This is a genomic window from Rhodanobacter fulvus Jip2, from assembly GCF_000264315.1.
In the GTDB taxonomy this organism is placed as follows: Bacteria; Pseudomonadota; Gammaproteobacteria; order Xanthomonadales; family Rhodanobacteraceae; genus Rhodanobacter; species Rhodanobacter fulvus.
In genome coordinates this window covers 53,244-74,938 of the sequence record NZ_AJXU01000030.1, presented here as the reverse complement: position 1 = coordinate 74,938, position 21,695 = coordinate 53,244, and the positions used below count along the sequence as shown (strand labels likewise).

At 66.8% G+C, this 21,695-nt stretch carries 16 protein-coding genes; 9 read left to right on the top strand and 7 right to left on the bottom strand.

Annotation, left to right across the window (positions count from 1 at the left end):
* Nucleotides 1–233 precede the first annotated feature (233 nt).
* Genes UU9_RS08000 through UU9_RS07990 form a run of 3 tightly spaced genes read left to right on the top strand, consistent with a single transcriptional unit; the run spans nt 234 to nt 3,565 of the window.
* The gene (locus tag UU9_RS08000; protein ID WP_007081235.1) at nt 234–1,484 is read left to right on the top strand and encodes a sugar MFS transporter; all 1,251 of its coding nucleotides are present in this window, start codon (nt 234–236) and stop codon (nt 1,482–1,484) included.
* The gene (locus UU9_RS07995; RefSeq protein ID WP_007081234.1) at nt 1,481–2,494 is read left to right on the top strand and encodes a carbohydrate kinase family protein; all 1,014 of its coding nucleotides are present in this window, start codon (nt 1,481–1,483) and stop codon (nt 2,492–2,494) included. Before UU9_RS08000 ends, UU9_RS07995 begins: the two co-directional genes overlap by 4 nt.
* A 21-nt stretch (nt 2,495–2,515) precedes the next feature.
* Nucleotides 2,516–3,565 carry a LacI family DNA-binding transcriptional regulator gene (locus tag UU9_RS07990; protein ID WP_007081233.1) on the top strand — a complete coding sequence of 350 codons (1,050 nt, stop codon included), beginning with the start codon at nt 2,516–2,518 and terminating at the stop codon, nt 3,563–3,565.
* 278 nt (nt 3,566–3,843) lie between these two features.
* Here the strand turns inward: UU9_RS07990 and UU9_RS07985 are convergent, their stop codons facing one another.
* The 7 genes from UU9_RS07985 to UU9_RS07955 all read right to left on the bottom strand — a co-directional run bounded on the left by UU9_RS07985 (nt 3,844) and on the right by UU9_RS07955 (nt 14,554).
* Entirely contained in the window at nt 3,844–4,995 is a 1,152-nt protein-coding gene (locus UU9_RS07985) for a lactonase family protein (protein ID WP_007081232.1), read from the bottom strand.
* 146 nt (nt 4,996–5,141) lie between these two features.
* Nucleotides 5,142–5,912 carry an N-acetylmuramoyl-L-alanine amidase gene (locus tag UU9_RS07980; protein WP_007081231.1) on the bottom strand — a complete coding sequence of 257 codons (771 nt, stop codon included), beginning with the start codon at nt 5,910–5,912 and terminating at the stop codon, nt 5,142–5,144.
* A gap of 59 nt (nt 5,913–5,971) precedes the next feature.
* Nucleotides 5,972–6,676, bottom strand: coding sequence for a M15 family metallopeptidase (locus tag UU9_RS07975; RefSeq protein ID WP_007081230.1), 705 nt, complete (start codon nt 6,674–6,676; stop codon nt 5,972–5,974).
* A 155-nt stretch (nt 6,677–6,831) separates the two neighbouring features.
* A complete protein-coding gene (locus UU9_RS07970; protein WP_425476837.1) occupies nt 6,832–8,526 on the bottom strand; it encodes a serine hydrolase in 1,695 nt (564 codons plus the stop codon).
* On the bottom strand, nt 8,510–9,712 hold the full coding sequence (locus UU9_RS07965; RefSeq protein ID WP_007081228.1) for a dipeptidase: 1,203 nt from the start codon (nt 9,710–9,712) through the stop codon (nt 8,510–8,512). The genes UU9_RS07970 and UU9_RS07965 overlap by 17 nt, the downstream gene beginning before the upstream one ends.
* A 139-nt stretch (nt 9,713–9,851) precedes the next feature.
* On the bottom strand, nt 9,852–12,908 hold the full coding sequence (locus tag UU9_RS07960; RefSeq protein WP_007081227.1) for a TonB-dependent receptor: 3,057 nt from the start codon (nt 12,906–12,908) through the stop codon (nt 9,852–9,854).
* A 50-nt stretch (nt 12,909–12,958) separates the two neighbouring features.
* A complete protein-coding gene (locus tag UU9_RS07955; protein WP_040670550.1) occupies nt 12,959–14,554 on the bottom strand; it encodes a transglutaminase-like domain-containing protein in 1,596 nt (531 codons plus the stop codon).
* 166 nt (nt 14,555–14,720) lie between these two features.
* On the opposite strand from UU9_RS07955, the gene UU9_RS07950 reads away from it, so the two are divergent.
* From UU9_RS07950 to UU9_RS07925, 6 genes are all read left to right on the top strand, one after another.
* Nucleotides 14,721–15,872, top strand: coding sequence for a DUF819 family protein (locus UU9_RS07950; RefSeq protein ID WP_007081225.1), 1,152 nt, complete (start codon nt 14,721–14,723; stop codon nt 15,870–15,872).
* A 21-nt stretch (nt 15,873–15,893) separates the two neighbouring features.
* Entirely contained in the window at nt 15,894–17,297 is a 1,404-nt protein-coding gene (locus tag UU9_RS07945; protein ID WP_007081224.1) for a C40 family peptidase, read from the top strand.
* Nucleotides 17,298–17,346: 49 nt separating this feature from the next.
* Nucleotides 17,347–18,444: a dipeptide epimerase gene (locus UU9_RS07940; RefSeq protein WP_007081223.1), complete on the top strand. Its 1,098-nt coding sequence runs from the start codon at nt 17,347–17,349 to the stop codon at nt 18,442–18,444.
* Entirely contained in the window at nt 18,444–19,301 is an 858-nt protein-coding gene (locus UU9_RS07935; protein ID WP_007081222.1) for a MurR/RpiR family transcriptional regulator, read from the top strand. Before UU9_RS07940 ends, UU9_RS07935 begins: the two co-directional genes overlap by 1 nt.
* Nucleotides 19,302–19,470: 169 nt before the next feature.
* Nucleotides 19,471–20,238, top strand: a complete 768-nt coding sequence (locus UU9_RS07930) for a L,D-transpeptidase family protein (protein WP_007081221.1) — start codon at nt 19,471–19,473, stop codon at nt 20,236–20,238.
* Nucleotides 20,235–21,491, top strand: a complete 1,257-nt coding sequence (locus UU9_RS07925) for a dicarboxylate/amino acid:cation symporter (RefSeq protein WP_007081220.1) — start codon at nt 20,235–20,237, stop codon at nt 21,489–21,491. Before UU9_RS07930 ends, UU9_RS07925 begins: the two co-directional genes overlap by 4 nt.
* The last annotated feature ends 204 nt before the right edge of the window (nt 21,492–21,695 follow it).

The window sequence follows — 21,695 nt, the reverse complement described above, 5'->3', positions numbered from 1 at the left end:
CGATACGGAGGCGATGGATCGGCGCCCCATGCGGCGGCAGGCTTTTCCTGATCGCGATTTGCGGGTAACGTTATCACACGGGTTGGCGCGCAGCGCGCTAGCAGCGGGGAAACAGGCCACGTGGCGTCGTCGGCGTCGCCATGCTTGCTGCCCATGGCGCGGATGGCGGAAGCTCCGCGTGGTATCGACACCGATTCTGACCACCCATCGTTTTTCACCAAGGTAGCCGCGCCATGCCTCGTAGCAACGCCAGTACCCGTACCGCACTGATCGTGATCAATGCCGTGTTCCTGATGTGGGGCCTGATGACGGTACTCAACGACATCCTGATCCCGCATCTGAAGGGCCTCTTCACGCTCAATTATTTCGAGGTGATGCTGGTGCAGTTCACCTTCTTCGGGGCGTACTTCATCATGTCGGTGCCGTGCAGCGCGCTGTTGGCGCGCATCGGCTACCGCGCCACCATCATCACCGGCTTGCTGGTGACCGCGGTGGGCGCCGTGCTGTTTCTGCCCGCGGCCGCGGTGTCGTCGTATCCGCTGTTCCTGTTCGCGTTCTTCATCATGGCCAGCGGCATCACCGCGCTGCAGGTGGCGGCCAATCCGTACGTGAGCCTGCTGGGCGAGCCGCGGCTGGCGTCGAGCCGGCTGAACCTGGCGCAGATGTTCAACTCGGTGGGCACGGTGCTGGGGCCGTACATCATCGGGCCGCTGATCCTGTCCGGCGCCACACTGGGTGCCGCCGCGCTGGCCAGCCTGCCCGAGGCGGAACAGATCGCGTACCGCATGTCGCAGGCGCGGCTGGTGCAGGGGCCTTATCTGGTACTGACCGTCGTGCTGGTGCTGCTGGCGCTGGCGATCTGGTTGTTCCGGCTGCCGCCGCTGGCCGCCAGTGACGAATCGTCGTCCACCAGCGAGCACCGCTTCATGGATGCCTTGCGCCATCCGCGCGTGGCGCTGGGCGTGGTGGCGATCTTTGTCTACGTGGGCGCGGAAGTGTCGATCGGCAGCTTCCTGATCAATTTCATAGCCCGGCCGGACATCGGCAACATCAGCGAGGCCGCCGCCGCCCATTACGTAGCGCTGTACTGGGGCGGCGCCGTGGTGGGCCGTGCGGTGGGCTGGTTGCTGATGAAGGTGCTCGACCCGCGCACGCTGCTGGGCGTGTTCGCGCTGATCGCCGGGCTGCTGGTGATCGGCACCATGGCCTCGCACGGCAACGTGGCGGTGTGGGCGGTGGTGTCGATCGGCCTGTTCAACTCGATCATGTTCCCGACCATATTCACCCTGGGCATCGACAACATGGGCCCGCTGACCGGCCGCGCGTCGGGGCTGATGATCATGGGCATCGTGGGTGGGGCCGTGCTGCCGATCGCACAGGGCGCGCTGGCCGACCAGATCGGCATCCAGCATGCGTTCGTGATCCCGCTGCTGTGCTACGTCTACATCCTGTACTACGGCTTCAAGGGATCGCGCCTGGCATGAAGAGCATCCTCTGTTTCGGCGAGGCGCTGATCGATTTCCACGCCCAGCCCGCGGCCGATGCCTCGTCGCCGCCGGCCTACCTGCCGCATGCCGGCGGCGCGCCGGCGAACGTGGCGGTGGCGGTGGCGAAGCTGGGCGGGCACGCGGCGTTCGCCGGCATGCTGGGTGCCGATGCGTTCGGCGATCTGCTGTTGCGCAGCCTGGCCGATGCAGGCGTGGACATGCGCTACGTGCAGCGCACCGACAAGGCGAACACGGCGCTGGCGTTCGTGTCGCTGGATGCCAGCGGCGAGCGCAGTTTCAGTTTCTACCGGCCGCCATCGGCCGACCTGCTGTTTCGCGCCAATCACTTCGACGAGCGCGCGTTCGCCGACGCGGCGATCTTCCACGTATGTTCCAACAGCCTGACCGAGGAGACGATCGCGGCGGTGACGCTGGAAGGCATGACGCGGGCGCGCGCGGCCGGCGCGCTGGTGAGCTTCGACATGAACCTGCGCCCGGCGTTGTGGCCGGCGGGCGAAAACCCCCATCCACGCCTGTGGGCGACGCTGGAAGCGGCTGACCTGGTCAAGCTGAGTGCGGAGGAGCTGGATTTCGTGGCCGCCGAAGCAGGCGGTCGCGAGCACGTGTACCAGCGTTTGTGGCAGGGCCGCGCGCGCTGCCTGATCATCACCGACGGTGCCGCGGCGATCCACTGGATGACGCCCACCCATGCCGGCCGCTTGCAACCGCCGGCGGTCGCCGCCGTCGATACCACGGGCGGCGGCGATGCGTTCGTGGGCGGCCTGCTGTACAGCCTTGCCGAACATCATGCGCAACCCGATTCGCTGGCCGATCTGATCGCCGATGAGGGCAGGCGCGAGGCGGTGTTGGGTTTCGCCGCGGCCTGTGGCGCGCTGGCGGTCGGTCGGCGAGGTTCGTTCGCCGCCATGCCGGACATGGCCGAGGTGCGCCGCTTTCTCGACGAACACGGGGCCGCAGGTACCGCCGTTTCGGCGCACGCCAGCTAGACTGGGCGCTCAGGAGGCTTCATGGCCAAGACCAAGCGTCGCACCTCGCAAACCGTCACCATTCTCGATGTCGCCAGCCGCGCCGGCGTATCACCGATGACCGCCTCGCGGGTGATGAACAACAACCCGCGCGTGGGCGAGGCGATGCGCGATCGGGTGCTGGCTGCCGCCACCGAGCTCAACTACCGGCCCAACCTGGCGGGGCGCTCGTTGCGTTCGTCCAACGCGGCGCGCATCGGCCTGCTCTACAGCAACCCCAGCGCGGCCTATCTGAACCAGCTGATGATCGGCGTGCTGGAAGAGGGCAGCCTCAGCGGCGCGCAGATCCTGGTGGAAAAGTGCAGTGGCATCCGCAGCCAGCGCGCGGCGATGCAGCGGCTGCTGGACACCGGCGTGGACGGCGTCATCCTGCCGCCGCCGCTGTGCGATTCGCGCCAGACCAAACGCGAGCTGGACCTGGCCAACATCACCGTGGTGGCAGTGGCCACCGGCGCGCCGGTGGCGGGCGTCAGCTCCGTGCGCATCGACGACTACCAGGGCGCCAGTGCGATGACCCAGCACCTGCTGGATCTTGGCCACACCGCGATCGCGCTGATCAAGGGCGACCCCAAGCACACCCCCGCGGTGCTGCGTGCGCAGGGTTTCGTCGACACCATGGCGCGTGCGGGTCTCACCGTGCCGGCCGAGCACATCGTGCCGGGGCTGTTCACCTATCGCTCCGGCCTGGCGGCCGCCAGCACGCTGCTGAAGCTGAAAAACCGGCCTACCGCGATTCTTTCCAGCAATGACGACATGGCCGCCGCCGTGGTCGCGGTGGCCCACGGCATGGGCTTGCGCGTGCCGGGCGACCTCTCCGTCACCGGTTTCGACGACACTCCCGTGGCCACCACCATCTGGCCCACCCTCACCACCATCCACCAGCCGGTGACGGCGATGGGCCGCACCGCCGTGCGCCTGATGCTGGATGAAATCCGCTGCAAGCGCAGCGGCAAACCCAAGGCCGGCAATCACCAGGTGATGAAGTACTCGCTGGTCAAGCGCGAGTCGTCGGCAGCGCCGCCGCGCGGCTGAAAACGTTGCTTTCCCTTCTCCCGCTTGCGGGAGAAGGTGCCCGTCAGGGCGGAAGAGGGCGCTCTTGATCCGGGCTTTTCCGCACGAACGAAAAGCCCCCCTTCAGCCCTTCGGGCAGCTTGAACTGATGCCATCCATGGCATCAGCCCTTCGGGCAGCGTCGCTGCTCAAGATGGCAATCCTGCCATCTTGTCCCCGCCCGCGGGGGAAGCAAGCGTCTGCGCTCTACGGCGGGCCGGCAATGCGCGCCGCGAGCGACAATCCCCTCAACCGCGGCGTCAGAACGTCACCACCTCCACCCAGTTGGCATCCTGGCCGACGGGGTAGCGGCCGTTGAGCTTCAGCGCACCCGTGGCCGCGTCAATGTCGAATACGGAGAGCCGGTCCGATTTCTCACCGGCGCAGATCAGGTATTTGCCGTCGGGCGTGATCGCGAAGCCGCGCGGCTGCTTCTCGGTGGGGTAGGTGCCGACCAGGGTCAGCCCGCCGCTGGCCTTGTCGACCTTCAATGCGCTCAAGGTGCTGTGCGTGCGTTCGGAGGTGTAGAGGTACTTGCCGTCCGGCGTGATGTGGATGTCCGCGGCCCAGATGTCGTTGCTGGTGTCCGCGTGCGGCCGCTGTGCCGGCGTGGGATTGCGCACGAAGCGTGGGGCGCCAGGTACCAGCGTGGTATCGGCGGGCAACGCGCTGGTGATGGCCTGTTGGGTCAACTGGCCGGTGGCCGGATCCAGCGAGTAGGTGATCACTTTGTTCTGCAACTCGTCCAGGACATAGACGTAGCGGTTGTCGGGCGAGAACGCGATATGGCGTGGACCCAGTCCGGCCGGCACATCCAGTGCGGCGGGATCGTTGGGCGTGATCTTGCCGGTCTGCGCATCGAAGCGGTACTGGAAGACTTTGGCGCCGCCCAGCGTCTGCGCGAACAGGAAGCGGTTGCTGTTGTCGACGTGCACGGAGTGCGTGTTGCGATCGGTCTTCAACGTTTGCGTGGGCTGGTCAGCCACCACGCCATGGTGGATCGGGGCCACCGTCACCACGTCGTCGTCGTAGGAAGAGGCGAACAGGTAGTTGCCGGTCTTGTCCAGCGAGATGTACGCCATCGGGTGACCCGTCGGCGATTGCGAGATCTTCTTCAGTGCGCCGTTGGCCGGATCGATCGCGAAGGTCTGCACCGCGTGGGTGGGCGAGTCCACGTTCGCATACAGGTAACGATGGTCGGGGCTGACCGCCATGGGCGCCACGTTGTCGCCGGCGGTCACGGTGGCGCCGGGCGTGAGCTTGCCGGTCTGCTCGGCCAGCTGGTAGGTCGAGATGGTGCCGTCGGTGGCGTTGGAGACGTACACGTAAGTGTTGGCGTGCAGCGCCGGCAGGCCGAAGGCCAGCAGCAGGGCCGAGCCGCGCAGCAAGGTCGTGCGGATGATGGGTGTCATGGCGTCCTCTCCAGGTAGGGTGACTCGTCGTGTCGAACCAGCTTGCGAGGGTAGCGCACGCGGTCCGCGCAGGTGTGCCTGCGCAACGCAATCGCCACAGGGTTGTGGATTCCCACACCGGATCCGGCTCGACGCCGTGGCGGGATTCAGCGCGCGCCGCCGCCGCGTTCGATCGTCTGCACCAGGCTGTAGAGAATGCGCAGATCGGTCGCATCCAGCGTCTCGCCCTCGATGCCGCGATAGTGGTGGTGGAACGCGCGCACCGTGGCGGCGCGATCGTCCAGCGGGTAACCCACCAACGCCAGCGCCATCCAGGGGTCGAAACCGGCCGGCGGGTCGATCAGCGGCGTCCGCGGCCACAGCCCGTAGCCGGCGGCGGCCAGTTGTTGCCAGGGAAACAGCGGGCCGGGATCAACCTTGCGGGTGGGCGCGAAATCCTCGTGCCCCACGATTTGCGTGGACGGGATGTGCAGCCGCGTGGTGAGGTCGGCGAGCAGGCGCAGCAGGCCGGCGATCTGCGGCTGGGCGAACGGGGTGGCGCCATCGTTGTCCAGCTCGATGCCGATCGAGGCGGAGTTGATGTCGGTGATCGTGCCCCAGCGTCCCGGCCCGCCATGCCAGGCGCGGAGCTGGTCGGCCACCAACTGGTAGATGTGCCCGTCGGCGCCGATCAGGTAATGCGCGCTCACCGGACCGCCGCTGTTGGCGGTGCGCAACGTGTGCAAGCTCTGTTGCACCGAATCCTGGTCGGTGTAGTGCAGCACGATCAGCACCGGCCGGCGGACGTCGTGGTTGGGCGAGGGCACCCAGGTGGCCAGCGGGTTGCGCGGCGGCGCATGGGCGCAAGCGCTCAGCAGCGCGATCAGGAGCAGCAGCGTGGCAACACGCCAGCGTCGGGAATCGAAAGGCCTGGGCATCGGTGGATCATCCGGTCGGCAGCACGGATAGGGCGTGAATCGGCATAGCGGTCCGGCACTCATTGCACCGGCACGTCATAAATCATGTGCGGCGTCGGCTCCGGCTCAAGCGTGTAATGCCACCATTCCAGCGGGTAATTCCTGAAGTCCTCGCGCGTCATCGCATCGCGCAGCAATCGTCGGTTGGCGTGTTGTTGCGCGGTGACGCCGGCAGTGTCGGTATGCGCACGCGTGCCGAAGAAATCGAAATCCGTACCCATGTCCAGCGCCTTGCAAACGCCGTCGGTGGCACAGCGCTGCAGCGTGAGATCGACGGTGGCGCCGCGGCTGTGTCCGGACACCGGTGCGATGTAGTCGCCCAGCAACTGCGATTTGTGCAGGTCCGGATAATGTTGCGGCTTGGTACGCAGGTCGCCGAGGTCGTGCGCCCAGCGCACGAAATGCGCCACGGCGCGGGCGGGACGGTAGCAGTCCCAGATCTTCAGGCGCAGATGTCGGGCGCGCAGTTCATGCTCGACGCGTGCCAGCGCATCGGCCACCGGTTGCAGCAGCAGGCACTTGGGCGCGAGATAGCCGTCCACCCGCGTGCCAACGAAATTGTCGCGTCCGGCGTACTTGATGTCCTCGGCGATGTCGGGCACCCGCGTGCGGATATCGACCAGGCCGGCCTCGGCGGCAGTGCGGGCGGGCGAGCGCGTGACCTGATCGGCAGCACGCGCGTTGGCGTTGGCGAACCACAAACACACCACCGCCAACACCGCCACCGCTTTCCTTCCCCCGCTTGCGGGGGAAGGTGCCGAAGGCGGAAGGGGGTGCTTTTGGCGAACGCACCGCAAGCCCGGGAACGCGCGCTCCGGGTTTCCCCCATCCGCCCTTCGGGCACCTTCCCCCGCAAGCGGGGGAAGGGTTGGGATCGTGTTCATGGGCAATCCCTCACGCGTTCGAAGCGCAGGTCTTCATAGTCCGAACTGAAGTCGCCCTGCGGGTCGAGCTTGGCCATGCGCAGCGTGGTCGGCCCGTCACCGGTGGTACGGAAGTCCATCCACGCAGCGGGGTCGACGCCATTGTCGTCCCAGTGCACGAAATAGCGTGAGCCCAGCCGCATCACCGTGCCGGCCAGTCGCGGCGATTTCTTCGCGGCGAAACGCACCTGGCCGCCGCGCGGACACACGGCGGCCTCGCCCAGCCAGGGGTCGCGATAGATGCCGGTGAACGCCGCCAGTTCGGCGGACCCGGCAGGCTGGCGCGTTGAGGTGTCCGGTGCCGAAGCCGACGCCGGGCGCTGCTTTGCCTGCTCGTCCAGCGCGTCCGCGTACCACGCCACGCCGCGGCGTTCTTGCGGCGCGGTGAAGTGTTTCATCAGCACTTCGCCCAGCACTGTGCGCGCATCCTCCGCCTCGCCATTGATCATGAACACGAAGCCGCTCTGCCGATCGGGCAGCAGCGCCAGCATCGAATACATGCCACCCAGCGTGCCGGTATGCCACACGGCCCAGGCGCCATCGATGTCGGCCATGCGCCAGCCGTAGCCGTAGGCCATCACATGCGTGTTGTCCCACTGGCGACGCTGGGTGGATACCGGGATCAGCATGTGCGGCGCCTGCAGCGTGGCGCGCTGCGGCCACGACAGCCACTGCAATTGCGCCGGCGTGGGCACCAGCCAGTTGCGCGCCCAGACCAGCATGTCGGCGAGATCGCAGCGGATGCCGCCGGCTGGCGCGGAGGTGATCGCGGGAATGGTGGCACCGTCCTCGTGCATGGGCACGTTGCGGCCGTCGTGCCGGTAATGCGGCTGCGCCACGTTGCCCACGCTGTCGCGACTCCAGCTGCCGACCTGGCAGCGGCCCAGTCCCAGCGGTTCGAACACCTCGCGCCGCATCAGCGTCTCGTACGGCGCGCCGCCGGCCGCGGCGGCCACTTCGCCGGCCACCACGTAGAGCAGATTGTCGTACTGGTATTGCGAGCGGAAGCTGTAGCCCGGTTCGATATAGCGCAGCGCGTGGATGATGTCGGCGCGGGTGAACGCGTTCGGCTCCGGCCACAGCATCAGGTCGCCGCCGCCCTCGGGCAGGCCGCTGGAATGGGTGAGCAGGTCGGCCACGCGCATGTTGGCCGTCACCCACGGGTCGTGCATCTGGAATTGCGGCAGGTATTTCGTCACCGGATCGTCCCAGCGCAGCTTGCCCTGGTCGACCAGCCGGCCCAGCAGCGCGGTGGTCATCGCCTTGCTGTTGGAGGCGATCTTGAACAGCGTTCGCGGGGTGATCTTTTCGCCCGACCCGGCCACGGTTTCGCCGGCGGTGCGGGTGTAGACGACCTTGCCGTTCTCGATCACGCCGACGGCGATGCCGGGCAGGTGGTAGCGGGCGATGGTGGCGTTGACGATGCGGTCGAGGGTTTGAGTTTCCGGGGTGGATGTTGCTGCTTGAGTGGTGCCTGCGGCGAAGAGCAGGGCGGAGATCAAGAGCAGCCCCCTCACCCCAGCCCTCTCCCCCAACGGCTTTGCCGTCGGAGGAGAGGGGGCAACAGCAGAGCGCGCCGCACTGGCTCCCTCTCCTCCGGCTTCGCCGGGGGAGAGGGTTGGGGTGAGGGGGGCTCTAGTGCTTGACCGCATCACGCTCCACCTCGCCCCACACGCGCAACAGATTGCCGCCCCACAGCTTGGCGATGTCGGCGTCGCTGAAGCCGTGCCGGCGCATTGCGGCGGTGAGGTTGCGGGTTTCACTGGCGTCGGCCCAGCCGGTGATGCCGCCACCGCCGTCGAAGTCCGAGGCGATGCCGACGTGGTCGATGCCGGCCACCTGCACCATGTGCCGGATCTGTTCCAGGTAGTCGTCCAGCGTGGGCAGCGGATGCTGTTGCTGGATCTTCGCCATGCCGGCGGCCATCGCGGGCAGGTAGTCGTGCTTGTCGCTGTCGTACTTCGTGTCGCCGGCGGCTTTCGCCACGGCCTGCTGCAGTTTTTCCTCGGCCGCTTCGCGGGCCGGGTCGTGTTTCAGGAACTCCTTGTATGCCACCGCCTGGATCACGCCGCCCTTGGCGGCGATCGCGCGCAGCAGGTCGTCGGGCAGGTTGCGCGGATGATCGAGCACGGCGCGGGCGCCGGAGTGCGAGGCGATGATCGGCGCCGTCGACACCTTCAGCGTGTCGTGTACGCAGGCGTCGGACGCGTGCGATACGTCCACCATCATGCCCAGCTGGTTGGCCCGCTTCACCACGGCGCGGCCGAAGTCGCTCATGCCGGTATCGGCGGCGCTGTTCATCGCCGGCTCGCCGTGTTCGGTATCGGGCTGCGAGCTGGTGCACAGGTCGTTGTTGCCCACATGCACCAGGCCTACCGAGCGCGCGCCGCGATCGAACGCGGCGTCCAGGCGATGGATGTCGTGGCCGAGTGAGTAGGCGTTTTCGATCTCGATGGTTGCCGAGAGCAGGCCGGCGTGATGGTTGGCCATCAACTGCTCGGGCGTGGTGGCCAGGCGGATGCGGTCGGGGTACATCATCAGCATGCGGCCGATGCCGTCGTATTTCTGGCTGGCCTGTTTCACCGCCTTGGCGTAGCCGGCATCATCGAGTTGGTGTTGGGGCACCCAGACCACGAAGAACGCGGCATTCAATCCACCGCGTTCCATCTTGCCCAGGTCGACCAGCAGCGGCGTGGGCTGGCCCACGTCGAAGCGCGGTTCGCCCATGTAGTCGAACGGGATGTCGACGTGGCTGTCGATGGTGATCGGCGGGTCCTGCGCCTGGGCGGCGCCCGCGGCCAGGGTGGCGAGGATGGCGAGGCGTGCGATCGTCTTCATGCGGTTTCCCGGTCACGGGCCGGCTTCGACCATAGCCCCGATGGTGTTTGCGCTGGGTGTGGCCCTGGCATGGCCGCACCCTGAAAGAAAAAATGGCGACCCGCTGCAGCGCAGGCGGGTCGCCAAGGGGGGAGATGCGTCAGAAATCCACGCTCACCGTGAGTTGGGCGAAGCGCGGCGACTGGAAGCGGACGCCTTCGCCGAAGGTGTCGCTGGTGCTGTCGGAAATGGACGTCTGCAGGTCCTGGTTCACGCCCAGCGTGCGCTGCGAGTTGAGCAGGTTGTACACCGCGAACTTGGCCTTGATGCGGCTGTCGGTGCCGATCGGCTTCTGCCAGCTGATGCTGGCGCCCAGGTCGTAGCTCCACGGCGTGCGGCCGTACTTGCCGCGCGGCGAGCGTTCGTACACGCGCTGCTCGGACGGATACGGCACCGGGTCGCCGTCGGCGTCCACCTCGCCCGGGATGAAGCCGCAGTTCTGCACGCAGATGTAATAGCTGTGGTACGAGGTGGCGTCGTATGGATTGCCGCTGCCGAAGCCGGTGACCGGCGTGCCGGAGAGGATCTGCAGGTCCGCGCCGAGTTGCCATTGCGGCGTGATGGCATAGGTGCCGCGCAGCTTGATCTGGTGGCGGCGGTCGTTGGGCAGGTAGCCGTCGCCGCCGAAGTTGACCCACGGGTCGTCGAAGTTCTCGGTGCGGCCGGTGTCGTCGAAGTTGGTGTCGGAGTTGACCGGGCCTTCCGCATTGCCGCGGCTCCACGACAGCGTGTACGACGCGTTGAACGCCCACTTGTCATCCCACGCGCGGTCGATCTGGAATTCCATCGCGGTGTAGGTGCGCTTGGGCTTCACCCAGCCGCGCTCGCCCAGGTAGTTGCCGTCGCTGTCGTACATCGCCCAGCCATGCTTGGCGGTGTCGATATCCACGTAGCCGTCGGGCGTGCCGTCGCAATTGGTGTCGCCCCAGATGGAGACCTTGGAGCCGGGGTTGGCCATCACCCACTGCGTGGTCGGGTCGCCGTCGCTGTCCAGCAGCGGGCCGCAGGGCGTCTGCGTGATGCCCATGTCGTCGATGGCGTTGTGCAGGCGGCGGTAGGTGCCGCTGACGCCCCACGACCACTTGTCGTTGAGCATCTGCTGGAAGCCCAGGATCAGTTCGTCCTGGTAGACCTGGTCCATGTCGTGGTCCACCTCCGAGCGCAGGTCGCCCACGCTGCCGTCACCCTGCGACACATCCACGCCGCCCAGTTGCGGGCCCAGGATCGGCATCGCGTAGGGCGAGCCGTTGCGGTCCAGTGTTTGCCAGCCGTCGAACGCGTAGTACGTGCGCTCGTCCAGCAGGCCGCCGGCCTGCTTGATGTTGATCACGTTGGCCACCGGCAGGTAGTAACGGCCCAGGTTGCCGAACAGCTTGGTGGTGCCGTCGCCGTGCATGTCCCATGAAAAGCCCAGCCGCGGCGCGATCATGTTGTCCATCTTGATGTAGCTGTCGCCGTCGCCGGTCTTGTTGTCGAAGCCGTCGCGGCGCAGGCCCAGGTTCAACAGCACGTTGGGCGTGACCTGCCAGTTGTCCTCGATGTAGTAGGCGGAGTTGGTGGTTTCGAACGTGCCGGAGATTTCGTAGCGGCGGGCGCGCACGTAGCCGGTGTAGCCGGCCGGCACCACGCCGCCGCTGGGGTTGGAGATCGATGAGCCGGGCGCCGCCTGGTAGACGTTGTAGTAGAGCGCGCCGGGGCCCGGGTAATAGCGGTCGTAGTCGGAGGTGTTCTTCTCGCTGTCGTAGCCGAAGCGCAGCAGGTGGTCACCCAGCGTCCATTCGAAATCGGCGCGCGCCTGCTTGCGCACGTCGTTGCGCTTGCTCACCAGGGAATTGGTGGTGCAGCCCAGGCCGATGCCCGGCAGCGGGATGTCGCCGTCAGTGGCCACGCGGTTGCACTCCAGATCGCTGAGGCCGCGGTTGAACGATTCGCGGTTGTTGCGGCCGTACATCAGCTTCATCGACAAGTCGTTGGTGAGGTAGCTGGTCCAAGTGAGGGCCCAGTTCTTGCCGCCGGTGTCGGTATAGATCTCGTTGGTCTTGCCGCCCAGCTGCTGGTTTTCGTAGTCGTAGTCGTAGACGTCGCCGACGTTCTTGTCCTTGTCGGAGAACGCCATGGCGCTGAGCAGGTTGCTGTCGTTGACGTGCCAGTCGATGGTGGCGCCCCAGAAGCCGGTGTCCGAGCCGTTGCTGGTGAGCACGGTGCCGTCGTCGTTGGTGTTGCGCGGGGTGGCGCCGCGCGCCTCGTACATCGCGAAGAAGAACAGCTTGTCCTTGACGATCGGGCCGGACACATAGCCGTTGAGCTTGACCAGCGAGTCGCGGTCCTTGCCGGCGGTGAGGTAGCGGGTGCCGTCGGCGCGGTAGTGGTCGTCGGCGCGCGAGTGCCAGTTGCCGGGCTCCAGCGTCGTCTCGGTGCCGAAGTGGAAGTCGTTGGTGCCCGTGCGCGTCACCGCGTTGATCACGCCGCCGGTGGTGCGGCCGAACTCCACCGAGTAGCCGCCGGTCTTGACCTGGAACTCCTGGTAGAACGCGAACGGCGCCGAGGAGAAGCCGTTGCGGTTGTAGAAGTCGGTGACATTGAGGCCGTTGACGTAGAACGAGTTCTCCGCCACCGACGAGCCGCCGAAGGAGATGCCGCCGAAACCAGCCACGCCACGGTTCACGCCCGGCGCCAGGATCGCCACCGAGGTGATGTTCTGGTCCACCGGGATACGGCTCAACTGCTCGCGGGTGACATTGGTGGCCGATTCGGTGGAACTCACGTCCACCCCGGGCAGGATGGTGCCGCTGACGCTGATCGCTTCCAGCGCCGTCGCGTCGCTCGCGCCGCCCACGTTGACGGTGGTGGCATTGCCCAGGCTCACGGTGACATTCACCGCGTGCCCCACCGGTGCGCCGTCCTTGCTGCTCTCCAGCGTATAGGTGCCCACCGGCAGGAACGGGAAGCGGTAGTTGCCCTTGGCGTCGGCGGTGACCGAGCGGGTGAAGCCGGTGGCGGTGTTGTTCACCGTGATCACGGCACCGGCGGCGGTATGGCCCACCACGGAACCGTCGTTGCTGCCGGCAAAGGCGGCCGGCACGGCCAGCGACGCCAGGCCAAGGCCCAGCGCCATGCACAGCACGGTCCTGCGTAGCTTGCGGTTGTTGCTGTTCATACCCCTTCTCCCCATCGACGCCGTCGATGCCTCTTTATGAAAGCTGCTGGTTAGTTGCTTCTGCGTCCCTGCGTCGCTGCCTGGATCTGCCAATCGAAGCCGTAATCCCACTGGCCGTAGTAGAGGTTGCCCCCGTCCCACTCCACTTCGCCGCGCTGGGAATCCACATTGTCGGAACGGAAATGCTGCTTCGGCGGCACGAACGTGCGGCCGTAATCGTTGTTGAAGGCGATGCGGTTGGCATCGAGCCCGCCGAGGTAGAACCACGCCAGCGCCTGGTCGTCGGCGGGGCCCGGCTGCAGCTGGCCGGTGGTCACGTCCATCGGCACCCAGCCGTACGGCGCCAGGTACAGGTAGCCCCAGTCGTGGATGTTGCTGTAGCTGCCGTCGTCGGAAAACACCATGCCCGACTGCCAGCGCGTGGGGATGCCGTTGAGCCGCAGCAGGGTCATCAGCAGCAGGGTCTGCTGGCCGCAATCGGCGTGGCCGGCGTGCAGCGCGTAGTCGCTGATGTTGCTGATGGTGAAGTACTCGCGCGCGCCGGCCCAGGGAATCCTGTCGACCGCCGCGAACAGTTTCTGCGCGATGTGGTACGGGTTCTTCTCGTCGCCAACGACCTTGCGCGAGAACGCGCGCATCGCGTCGGTGAACACGATGTGCGGCGGACGCTCGGCCAGGTACGGCGCCAGTTCGGTCTCCGCGTGGGTCGTGCCGTGGACGGGGAAGATGGAGCAGGGCGCCGCATCGTCGTGACCATCACGGCACTGCACGGCTTCCGCGCTGGCGGCGGAGAGCGGCGTTACCCTGGCCGGGTCGATGGCGTGGTACTGGGCAAACAGGGTCAACTCGTAGGTCACCGAGAACTCGGTCTTCTTGCCCGCCACCGCGGGCTGCTCCAGGTACACCGTGCGCTGCAGGGCGGACGCGGGCGCGATGCGATGCTGCGCCGGCACGCTGGCGATGTAGCGGATGTCCTGCTGCTGGCCCGGCACCGCCTGCGGGTAGGGAATCCACGCCCGCACGGTTTCACCGGCGGGCACGGCGTCGGCATCCACGGTAAGCGTTTGCGTCATCCGCACGCGGCGCGGCAGCACGCTGCTGCGGTGTTCGGCCAGCGCGGCGTGGTAGATCGCCCGCTGCGCGTCGTTCAGCGATTCCATCGGGCCATCGGTGCTCGGCGCCTGCACCGCGCGCCGCGCCACCGCCTCGTCGCTGAGGTGGAACAGGTTGCCCGGCGAGCGCTTGAAGTACAGCGTGCGGCCGTCGATGACCTGGTGCTCGAACAGTCCGGCCGCGTTCCACCTGGCGAACTCGGCGTCGGTGAGGTCGGGGATCTGCTTGCGCACGCGCGCCTCGACGTCGTCGGCGTCGAGGGTGAAATCGAGCAGGATGCGGCGCATGCGTTCGCGCTGGAACGCCAGCGCGCGCCGCGCGTCGGCGGAAAGCTGCGGCTGGGCCAGCGCGCGGTCGATCGCCGCCTGCGCCTCGTGGAAATGCCCGGCGTCGATCTGCGCGATGATGGGCGCCACGGCGCGGTTGTCATCCTGCGAGCCGGCCTGCAGCGGGCCGGCGAACAATAGCGCCAGCAGCGCCAGCGCCAGACGCCGCCCACGTGATTTCACTGCGACAGGTAACCGTGAGTGCATCGCGCCATCCCCCGCCATGAAGACCCCAGATGCGGCTGTGTAACACGCTTGCAAATGCTGGTCAATAATTTATGCTTCGATTGCAATTGAAAAGAATCACCTATTCCTTGGCGGCGCAAACCGGCCCGTTGCCGCGCATCGGCGAACGGTCCACAAGGGGACGCATGTGATCCAGACGGTCTGGCCCTACCTGGCGGTGATGCTGTTGGCTGCCGGCCTGTTTCCGGCGATCGAACGGCGCACGGGCTGGAAGGTTTTCTCGGTGCTGCCGCCGATCGTGCTGACCTATTTGTTGGTGACCGCGCTGGCGGTGTCGGGGCTGTGGCAGGTCAACGCGCAGATCCATGCGGCGCAATCAATGCTGGTGTCGCGGCTGGTGCCGGCGCTGCTGTTTCTGCTGATGATCAATTGCGATCTGCGGGCCATCTGGGCATTGGGGCCGCGCGTGCTGGCCGTGTTCGCCTGCACCTCGGTGAGCCTGTTCGTGGCCTTCATCGGCACCTTCCTGATCTATCGCGGCTGGCTTCCGGGTGACACCTGGCAACCGCTGGGCGCGCTCAGTGGCAGTTGGGTGGGCGGGACCGCCAACATGATCGCGGTGAAGCAGGCGATCGGCATGTCGGACGCGCTGCTGGCGATGTCGCTGCTGACCGATGCGCTGTGCTACTCGATGTGGGTGGTGGTGCTGTTTTCGGTGGCGCGGCTGGCGCCCGCATTCAACCGCTGGACGCGCGCCAAATCCAGCGGCGATCTGGTGGTGGCCGAGGCGAAGCCGACCGGGCCGACCACGCCGGAGAGCGTGCTGCTGTGGCTGGGCATGGCCTTGCTGGCTGCGGCGCTGGCCGGCTGGCTGGCCACGAAACTGCCGGTGTCGAGCATGCTCAGCGCCACCACCTGGACGATTCTGCTGGCCACCGCGGCAGGCCTGGTGGTGGCGCATACGCCGCTGGCGCGCTACCCCGGCGCGGGCACGATTTCCGGCGCGCTGCTGATCAGCGTGGTGGCGGTGCTGGCCTCGCAGAGCAATTTCCATGGCATCGGCGCCGCGCCGTTGTATCTGCTGTGCGGCGTCACCGTCATCGCGATCCACGCGGTGCTGCTGGTGGGTTTCGCCAAGCTGTTCCGCTTCGATCTGTTCCTGTGCGGCATCGCCTCGCTGGCGCATATTGGCGGCGTAGCGGCCACGCCGATCCTTGCGGCCAGCTATTCGAAATCGCTGGTGCCGGTGGGAATTTTGCTGGCCTTGCTGGGCTATATCCTCGGCACCGGCTTCGGCATCGTGGTGGCGCACCTGATGTCGATGATGGCGCTCGGTTGAACGTTGTAGAGGACCCGGATCATGCGATTGACCTTCATTTTTGCCTCGCTGCTGACGCTTGCCTTGGCCGCTGCGCCCGCGCCGGCGCGCCAGGCGCCGGCCACTCTCGCCGTGCCGCCCTCGGGCGTGCTGGACGTGGGCGAGGCGCAACTGACGCCCGCGTTCTGGATCGGCCTGCAGGCGCAACCGGACCGCGTGATTCTCGATCCCGCAGCGATCGCGGCGCAGAACGCGAAGCTGCTGCAGCTCGATCCGTCGATGCACGACCTGCGTGCGCTGCCGCCCACGCTGGATCGCGATCGCGTGCTCGGCTGGATCAAGCCGTTGTCCACCCTGCCCACGCATCCGCTGTACGACGTGCACGGCAAGCCGGTGTCCGCCGCCACGCTGCAGGCGGTGGCCGATAACGCGGCGCTGGGGGCGATTCCCCCGCAACAGAAAACCCGCTACGGGCTGGTGGTGCGCCGCGCCGCGTTGCGCGGCTTCCCCACCACGTTGCGGGTGTTCAGTTCTGACGACGACACCGATATCGACCGCTTCCAGGAGACTGCGGAGTTTCCCGGCACGCCGCTGGTGATCGCGCACACCAGCGCGGACGGCCAGTGGCTGTTCGTGGTCAGCCCCCGCTATGCGGCGTGGACCGAGAAGGAGAACGTGGCCGAAGGCAGCGCGGCGCAAGTGTTCGGTTATGCCGACAAGAAACCGTATCGCGTGGTGACGGGCGCCAGCGTGCGCACCGTATTCACCCGCGAACAGCCCGCGCTGTCGCAACTGCAACTGGACATGGGCACGCGCGTGCCGCTGCAGACCGACCTGCCGCCGGACCAGCCGGTGAACGGGCAGACGCCGTACACCTCGCACGTGCTGGAACTGCCGCTGCGCGACGCCGCCGGCAAGCTGCAATTCGCTCCCGCGCTGCTGCAGAAGAACACCGATACCGCCGCCGACTATCTGCCGTTGACCCGCGCCAACCTGATCCGCCAGGCGTTCAAATTCCTTGGCGAGCGCTACGGCTGGGGCCACGCCTACGATGGCCGCGACTGCAGCGGTTTCGTGTCGGACGTCTATCGCAGCATGGGCGTGCAGATGCCGCGCAACACCAGCAAGCAGGCGATCAGCCCGGCGTTGGCGCATCGCGTGTTCACCGACAAGGACAGCCGCCAGGAGCGCATCGCCGCGGCGTACGCGCTGCAGACGGGCGACCTGGTCTACATCCCCGGCCACGTGATGATGGTGCTGGGCCAGTTCAACGGCCAGCCGTACGTGATCCACGACGTGGGCGGCATGAGCTACCGCAAGGCCGACGGCAGCAAGGTGCGCGTCAAGCTCAACGCGGTATCGGTGACGCCGCTGCTGCCGCTGCTGTTCAACGACAAGCAGACCTTCGTCGACCGCATGACCAGCATCGTGCGTATCCGCGATTGAACTACCCGCAAGAAGAAAGAAGGACACGGATTCCCATGAAGGCTCTCCCATGAAAATCACCGACATCCGGTTCGGCATGTTGCGGGTGCCGCTGAAAACACCGTTCAAGACCGCGTTGCGCACCGTCAACATGGTCGAGGACATCGTGGTGATGGTGCACACCGACAGCGGCAACGTCGGTTACGGCGAAGCACCGGCCACCGCGGTGATCACCGGCGACACGCACGGCTCGATCATCGACGCAATCCGCCACTACATCTCGCCGCGCCTGATCGGCCAGGACATCGCCGACCTCAACCACCTCACCCAGCTGATCCAGGGCGCGATGGAGAAGAACACCAGCGCCAAGGCGGCGGTGGAAATCGCCGTGTACGACCTGTGGGGCCAGCTCTACGGCGCGCCGCTGTACAAGCTGCTGGGCGGCGGCGACCCGGTGATCACCACCGACATCACCATCAGCGTGGACTACATCGACAAGATGGTGGCCGACTCCGTGGAGGCGGTGGAGCGCGGCTTCGAGTCGCTGAAGATCAAGGTCGGCAAGGACATCGGCGTCGACATCGACCGGGTCAAGGCGATCTACGCGGCGGTGGAAGGGCGCGCCCTGCTGCGTCTGGATGCGAATCAGGGATGGACGGCCAAACAGGCGGTCTACGCGCTGCAGACGCTGGAGGACGCCGGCATCAAGCTGGAGCTGATCGAGCAGCCGGTGAAGGCGCGCGACCTGGCCGGCATGCGCTACGTGACCGAGCGCGTGCACACGCCGGTGATGGCCGACGAAAGCGTGTTCGGCCCGATGGAAGTGATCGAGCTGATCCGGCTGCGCGCGGCCGACATCATCAACATCAAGCTGATGAAAACCGGCGGCATCTCCAACGCGGTGAAGATCGCCGACATCGCCGCGATGTACGGCGTGGAATGCATGATCGGCTGCATGCTGGAAAGCAGCATCAGCGTGGCCGCCGCCGTGCACGTGGCGGTAGCCAAGTCCAGCGTGATCACCAAGATCGACCTGGACGGGCCATCGCTGTCGCAGTTCAACCCGGTCGACGGTGGGGTAATCTTCAACGAATCGGAGATCTCGGTGACGGACGCGCCCGGCCTGGGTATCCGCGAGATCAGGGGATTGGAGGAGATCGAAGCCTGATGTCGCCGCTGGTGAAAATCCGCTCCGAACGCGACCGGATGTCGGCGGTGGAGCGGCGCATTGCCGACTTCATCCTGGAGAACGCGCAGCTGCTGCGCGATTACTCCTCGCAGCAACTGGCCAATGCCCTGGGCATCAGCCAGTCCAGCGTGGTGAAGTTCACCCAGAAGCTGGGCTTCAAGGGCTATCCCGACCTGAAGTATTCCGTGGGCGAGGCCAACGCCCGCGCCGACAATGGCGATGCACCGGAACATGCTGCATCGCCCGATGGCGGGTCGCCCGGCGCCTTCGCCGGCAACCTGTGGCGGCGCAAGTCGGAAGCCGAGGAGGCCACCCGGCTGATCAATCCGGCCGAGACCATCGAGGCCGTCGCCGCCGCCATCGGCCAGGCCGGCCAGAGCGGCAAGGTGTTCATCATCGGTCTGGGCGAGGACGACATCTACGCGCGCGGCTTCGCGCTGAAATTGTCGCTGCTGGGCATCCTCACCGTGCACAACTTCGACACCGCGCGTATGACCGCCAACATTTCGGCTGCCACCGCGGGCGACGTGCTGCTGGTGTTCTCCGAGCACGGCAACCATCCGGCACTGTGCAAGATCGCGCGCTACTTCCGTGAGCGCCGCGGTCAGGTAATCACGGTGACGCGGCACACCGCCAACCCGCTGCGCACGCTGGCCGACATCGCGCTGGTGGTGTCGGCGCATGACGAGCTGCCGTACATCCAGCCGCTGCTGTACCAGTCGGCGCTGCAGCATCTGCTCGATGGCTTGTTCGTCTTGCTGTGCGAAGGCCACGATGACCGCCACGCGCAATTGCTGGCCAACCTGGATCGCATCCAGTTGATGCTGGAGCCTTGATTTGGCCGTCCATATATCCCCGCGAACCCTCCGCTTGAGCCCCTCTCCCTCCGGGAGAGGGGTTGGGGAGAGGGTTCGGGCGGAGCCGAATGCGCGGAATCACCGAACCCTCACCCCTGCCCCTCTCCCAGAGGGAGAGGGGTTCCTTCGTGCGAGGTCCCCGTAGCCCATGCGCCACTTTTCCCTGCCGGTCGTTCTTGCGTTCGCCCTCATCGGTGCGGGTCATGCCGACACGTCGCGCGTTCCCTGGCATGACGCCCGCCAGATGATCGTGGTGACCACCGCCGACTGGAACGCCGACCACGGCACGCTGCGCACCTTCGAACGCAAGGGCAGCCAGTGGCAACCGGTGAATACCGGCGTACCGGTGACCATCGGCAAGGCTGGCGCGGGCTGGGGCATCGGCCTGCATCCGGAACAAACAGCCGGCCCATCCAAGCGCGAGGGCGACAACCGCAGCCCGGCCGGTGTGTTCCGCATCGGAGAGGTCTTCGGCTACACGGCCCACGCCGACACCGCCATGCCGTACCGCGCGCTGACCGCCAGCGATTGGTGCGTCGATGTCAGCAGTTCGCCCCAATACAACCGCATCGTCGACGCGAAGGTGGTGGGCGTCGCGGCGGTGAAAGGCGCCAGCGAACCGATGCGCCGCGACCTCCATTTCAAGGGCGACCAGCGCTACCGCCTCGGCTTCGTGATTGAACACAACCCCGATGCCATACCGCAGGCCGGCAGCTGCATCTTCGCCCACCTGTGGAAATCGCCCACGTCGTCCACCGCCGGCTGCACCGCGATGACGCCGGCGGTAATGCAATCGTTGCTGGCCTGGTTGAAGCCGCGCGACATGCCGGTCTTCGTGTTGCTGCCACAGGCCGAGTATCAGCGTCTGCGTTCAAGCTGGCGCTTGCCGGCGCTTGCCGCCGGGGAGGCGCGGTGAATGCCACTGCCCGCGTGCTGACCGGCCTCGCCGCCGGCGCGGTGATCGGCCTGGGGCTGGCGGCTTGGCATCCTGCATTGGCCATCCAGGTGGCCCATGTGGTGCAGCCGATCGGCAAGCTGTGGTTGAACGCATTGCAGATGACGGTGGTGCCGCTGGTGCTGGCGCTGGTGGTGCTGGGCGTCAACACCGCCAGCGATGCGGCGGCATCAGGCCGCATCGCGCGACGCGCCATCGTGGTGTTCATCGTGGTGCTGACCGGCGGCGCGCTGTTCGCCGCGTTCGCCGCGCCGTTCGTGTTCTCGCTGTTTGCGCACGATCCGGCCTTGACCGCCGCGCTGGGCCACGCCGCGTTGCCCGCGGCGGCGCAAGCCGCGCCGGTCGACTGGGTGGATGCGCTCACCGCCATCGTTCCGCACAACGCGATCATGGCCGCGGCGCAAAGCGCGATGCTGCCGCTGGTGGTGTTCGCGTTGTTCCTGGGTTTTGCGCTCACCCATCTGCCGGTGGAGCGCCGCGCGCTGTTGCTGGATTTCTTCCAGGCGATCGCCGACGCGATGATCGTGATCGTGCGCTGGGTGTTGTGGGCGGCGCCGCTGGGTGTGTTCGCGCTGATTCTGTCGGTGTGCGCGCGGTCGGGCCTGGGCATGCTCAGCGCGCTGGGCGTGTACGTGCTGGTCGAGTGCCTACTGTACCTGTCGGTTACCGTGATGATGCTGCCGCTGGCGGTGGGTTTTGGTGGCGAGCGCTGGCGCCGTTTCGCGCTGGCGCTGGTACCCGCGCAGGTGGTGGCGATCAGCACGCAGTCGTCGCTGGCCTCGCTGCCGGCGATGCTGGAAAGCGCCGATCGCCGGCTGGGGTATCCGAAGGCGGTAGCCGGCCTGGTGCTGCCGATGGCAGTCACCTTGTTCCGCCTCACCAGCCCGGTGCAATACATGACCTCCGCCGCGTTCATCGCCTGGGCCTACGGCGTGGATCTGTCCACCGCCCAACTTATCGCTGGTGCGCTGCTGGCGGTGGTGGTGAGCCTGGGTTCGGTGGGCCTGCCGGGCCAGGTCACGTTCATCGCCACCAACCTTCCGGTGGCGCAGGCAATGGGCCTGCCACTGAGTCCGCTGGGCCTGATGCTGGCCGTCGACACCATCCCCGATGCGCTGGCCACGCTGGGCAACGTCACCGGCGACCTCACCGCCACCAGCGTGGTGGCACGGCAGTCGCGCAACGACACCGCGCCAGCGCCCGATCTGTTGTAGGGCGTTTCAGCGGCGGCGCATTCGTCGACGATGGATGGCGATCCGCGATCCGCGGCCCCCGGCGCTTGCAAACGCGTACCGCCTGCCCAGCGGCGCGAAGGCGGATGTTCACCCATCCGAAACGCGGGCTGGGCGCATCATCCGGAAGGCGTCCATGCCAGGTTTATGTGCTGGGCTACTCGCCCACCGATCATCACCACTATC

Excerpts from the sequence above, each read along its gene's own strand:
- UU9_RS07980 (WP_007081231.1), bottom strand. The coding sequence starts at position 5,912 with ATGCCCAGGCCTTTCGATTCCCGACGCTGGCGTGTTGCCACGCTGCTG.
- UU9_RS07995 (WP_007081234.1), top strand. The coding sequence starts at position 1,481 with ATGAAGAGCATCCTCTGTTTCGGCGAGGCGCTGATCGATTTCCACGCC.
- UU9_RS08000 (WP_007081235.1), top strand. The coding sequence starts at position 234 with ATGCCTCGTAGCAACGCCAGTACCCGTACCGCACTGATCGTGATCAAT.
- UU9_RS07940 (WP_007081223.1), top strand. The coding sequence starts at position 17,347 with ATGAAAATCACCGACATCCGGTTCGGCATGTTGCGGGTGCCGCTGAAA.
- UU9_RS07970 (WP_425476837.1), bottom strand. The coding sequence starts at position 8,526 with ATGCGGTCAAGCACTAGAGCCCCCCTCACCCCAACCCTCTCCCCCGGC.
- UU9_RS07965 (WP_007081228.1), bottom strand. The coding sequence starts at position 9,712 with ATGAAGACGATCGCACGCCTCGCCATCCTCGCCACCCTGGCCGCGGGC.
- UU9_RS07990 (WP_007081233.1), top strand. The coding sequence starts at position 2,516 with ATGGCCAAGACCAAGCGTCGCACCTCGCAAACCGTCACCATTCTCGAT.
- UU9_RS07945 (WP_007081224.1), top strand. The coding sequence starts at position 15,894 with ATGCGATTGACCTTCATTTTTGCCTCGCTGCTGACGCTTGCCTTGGCC.
- UU9_RS07985 (WP_007081232.1), bottom strand. The coding sequence starts at position 4,995 with ATGACACCCATCATCCGCACGACCTTGCTGCGCGGCTCGGCCCTGCTG.
- UU9_RS07935 (WP_007081222.1), top strand. The coding sequence starts at position 18,444 with ATGTCGCCGCTGGTGAAAATCCGCTCCGAACGCGACCGGATGTCGGCG.
- UU9_RS07960 (WP_007081227.1), bottom strand. The coding sequence starts at position 12,908 with ATGAACAGCAACAACCGCAAGCTACGCAGGACCGTGCTGTGCATGGCG.
- UU9_RS07955 (WP_040670550.1), bottom strand. The coding sequence starts at position 14,554 with ATGCACTCACGGTTACCTGTCGCAGTGAAATCACGTGGGCGGCGTCTG.
- UU9_RS07930 (WP_007081221.1), top strand. The coding sequence starts at position 19,471 with ATGCGCCACTTTTCCCTGCCGGTCGTTCTTGCGTTCGCCCTCATCGGT.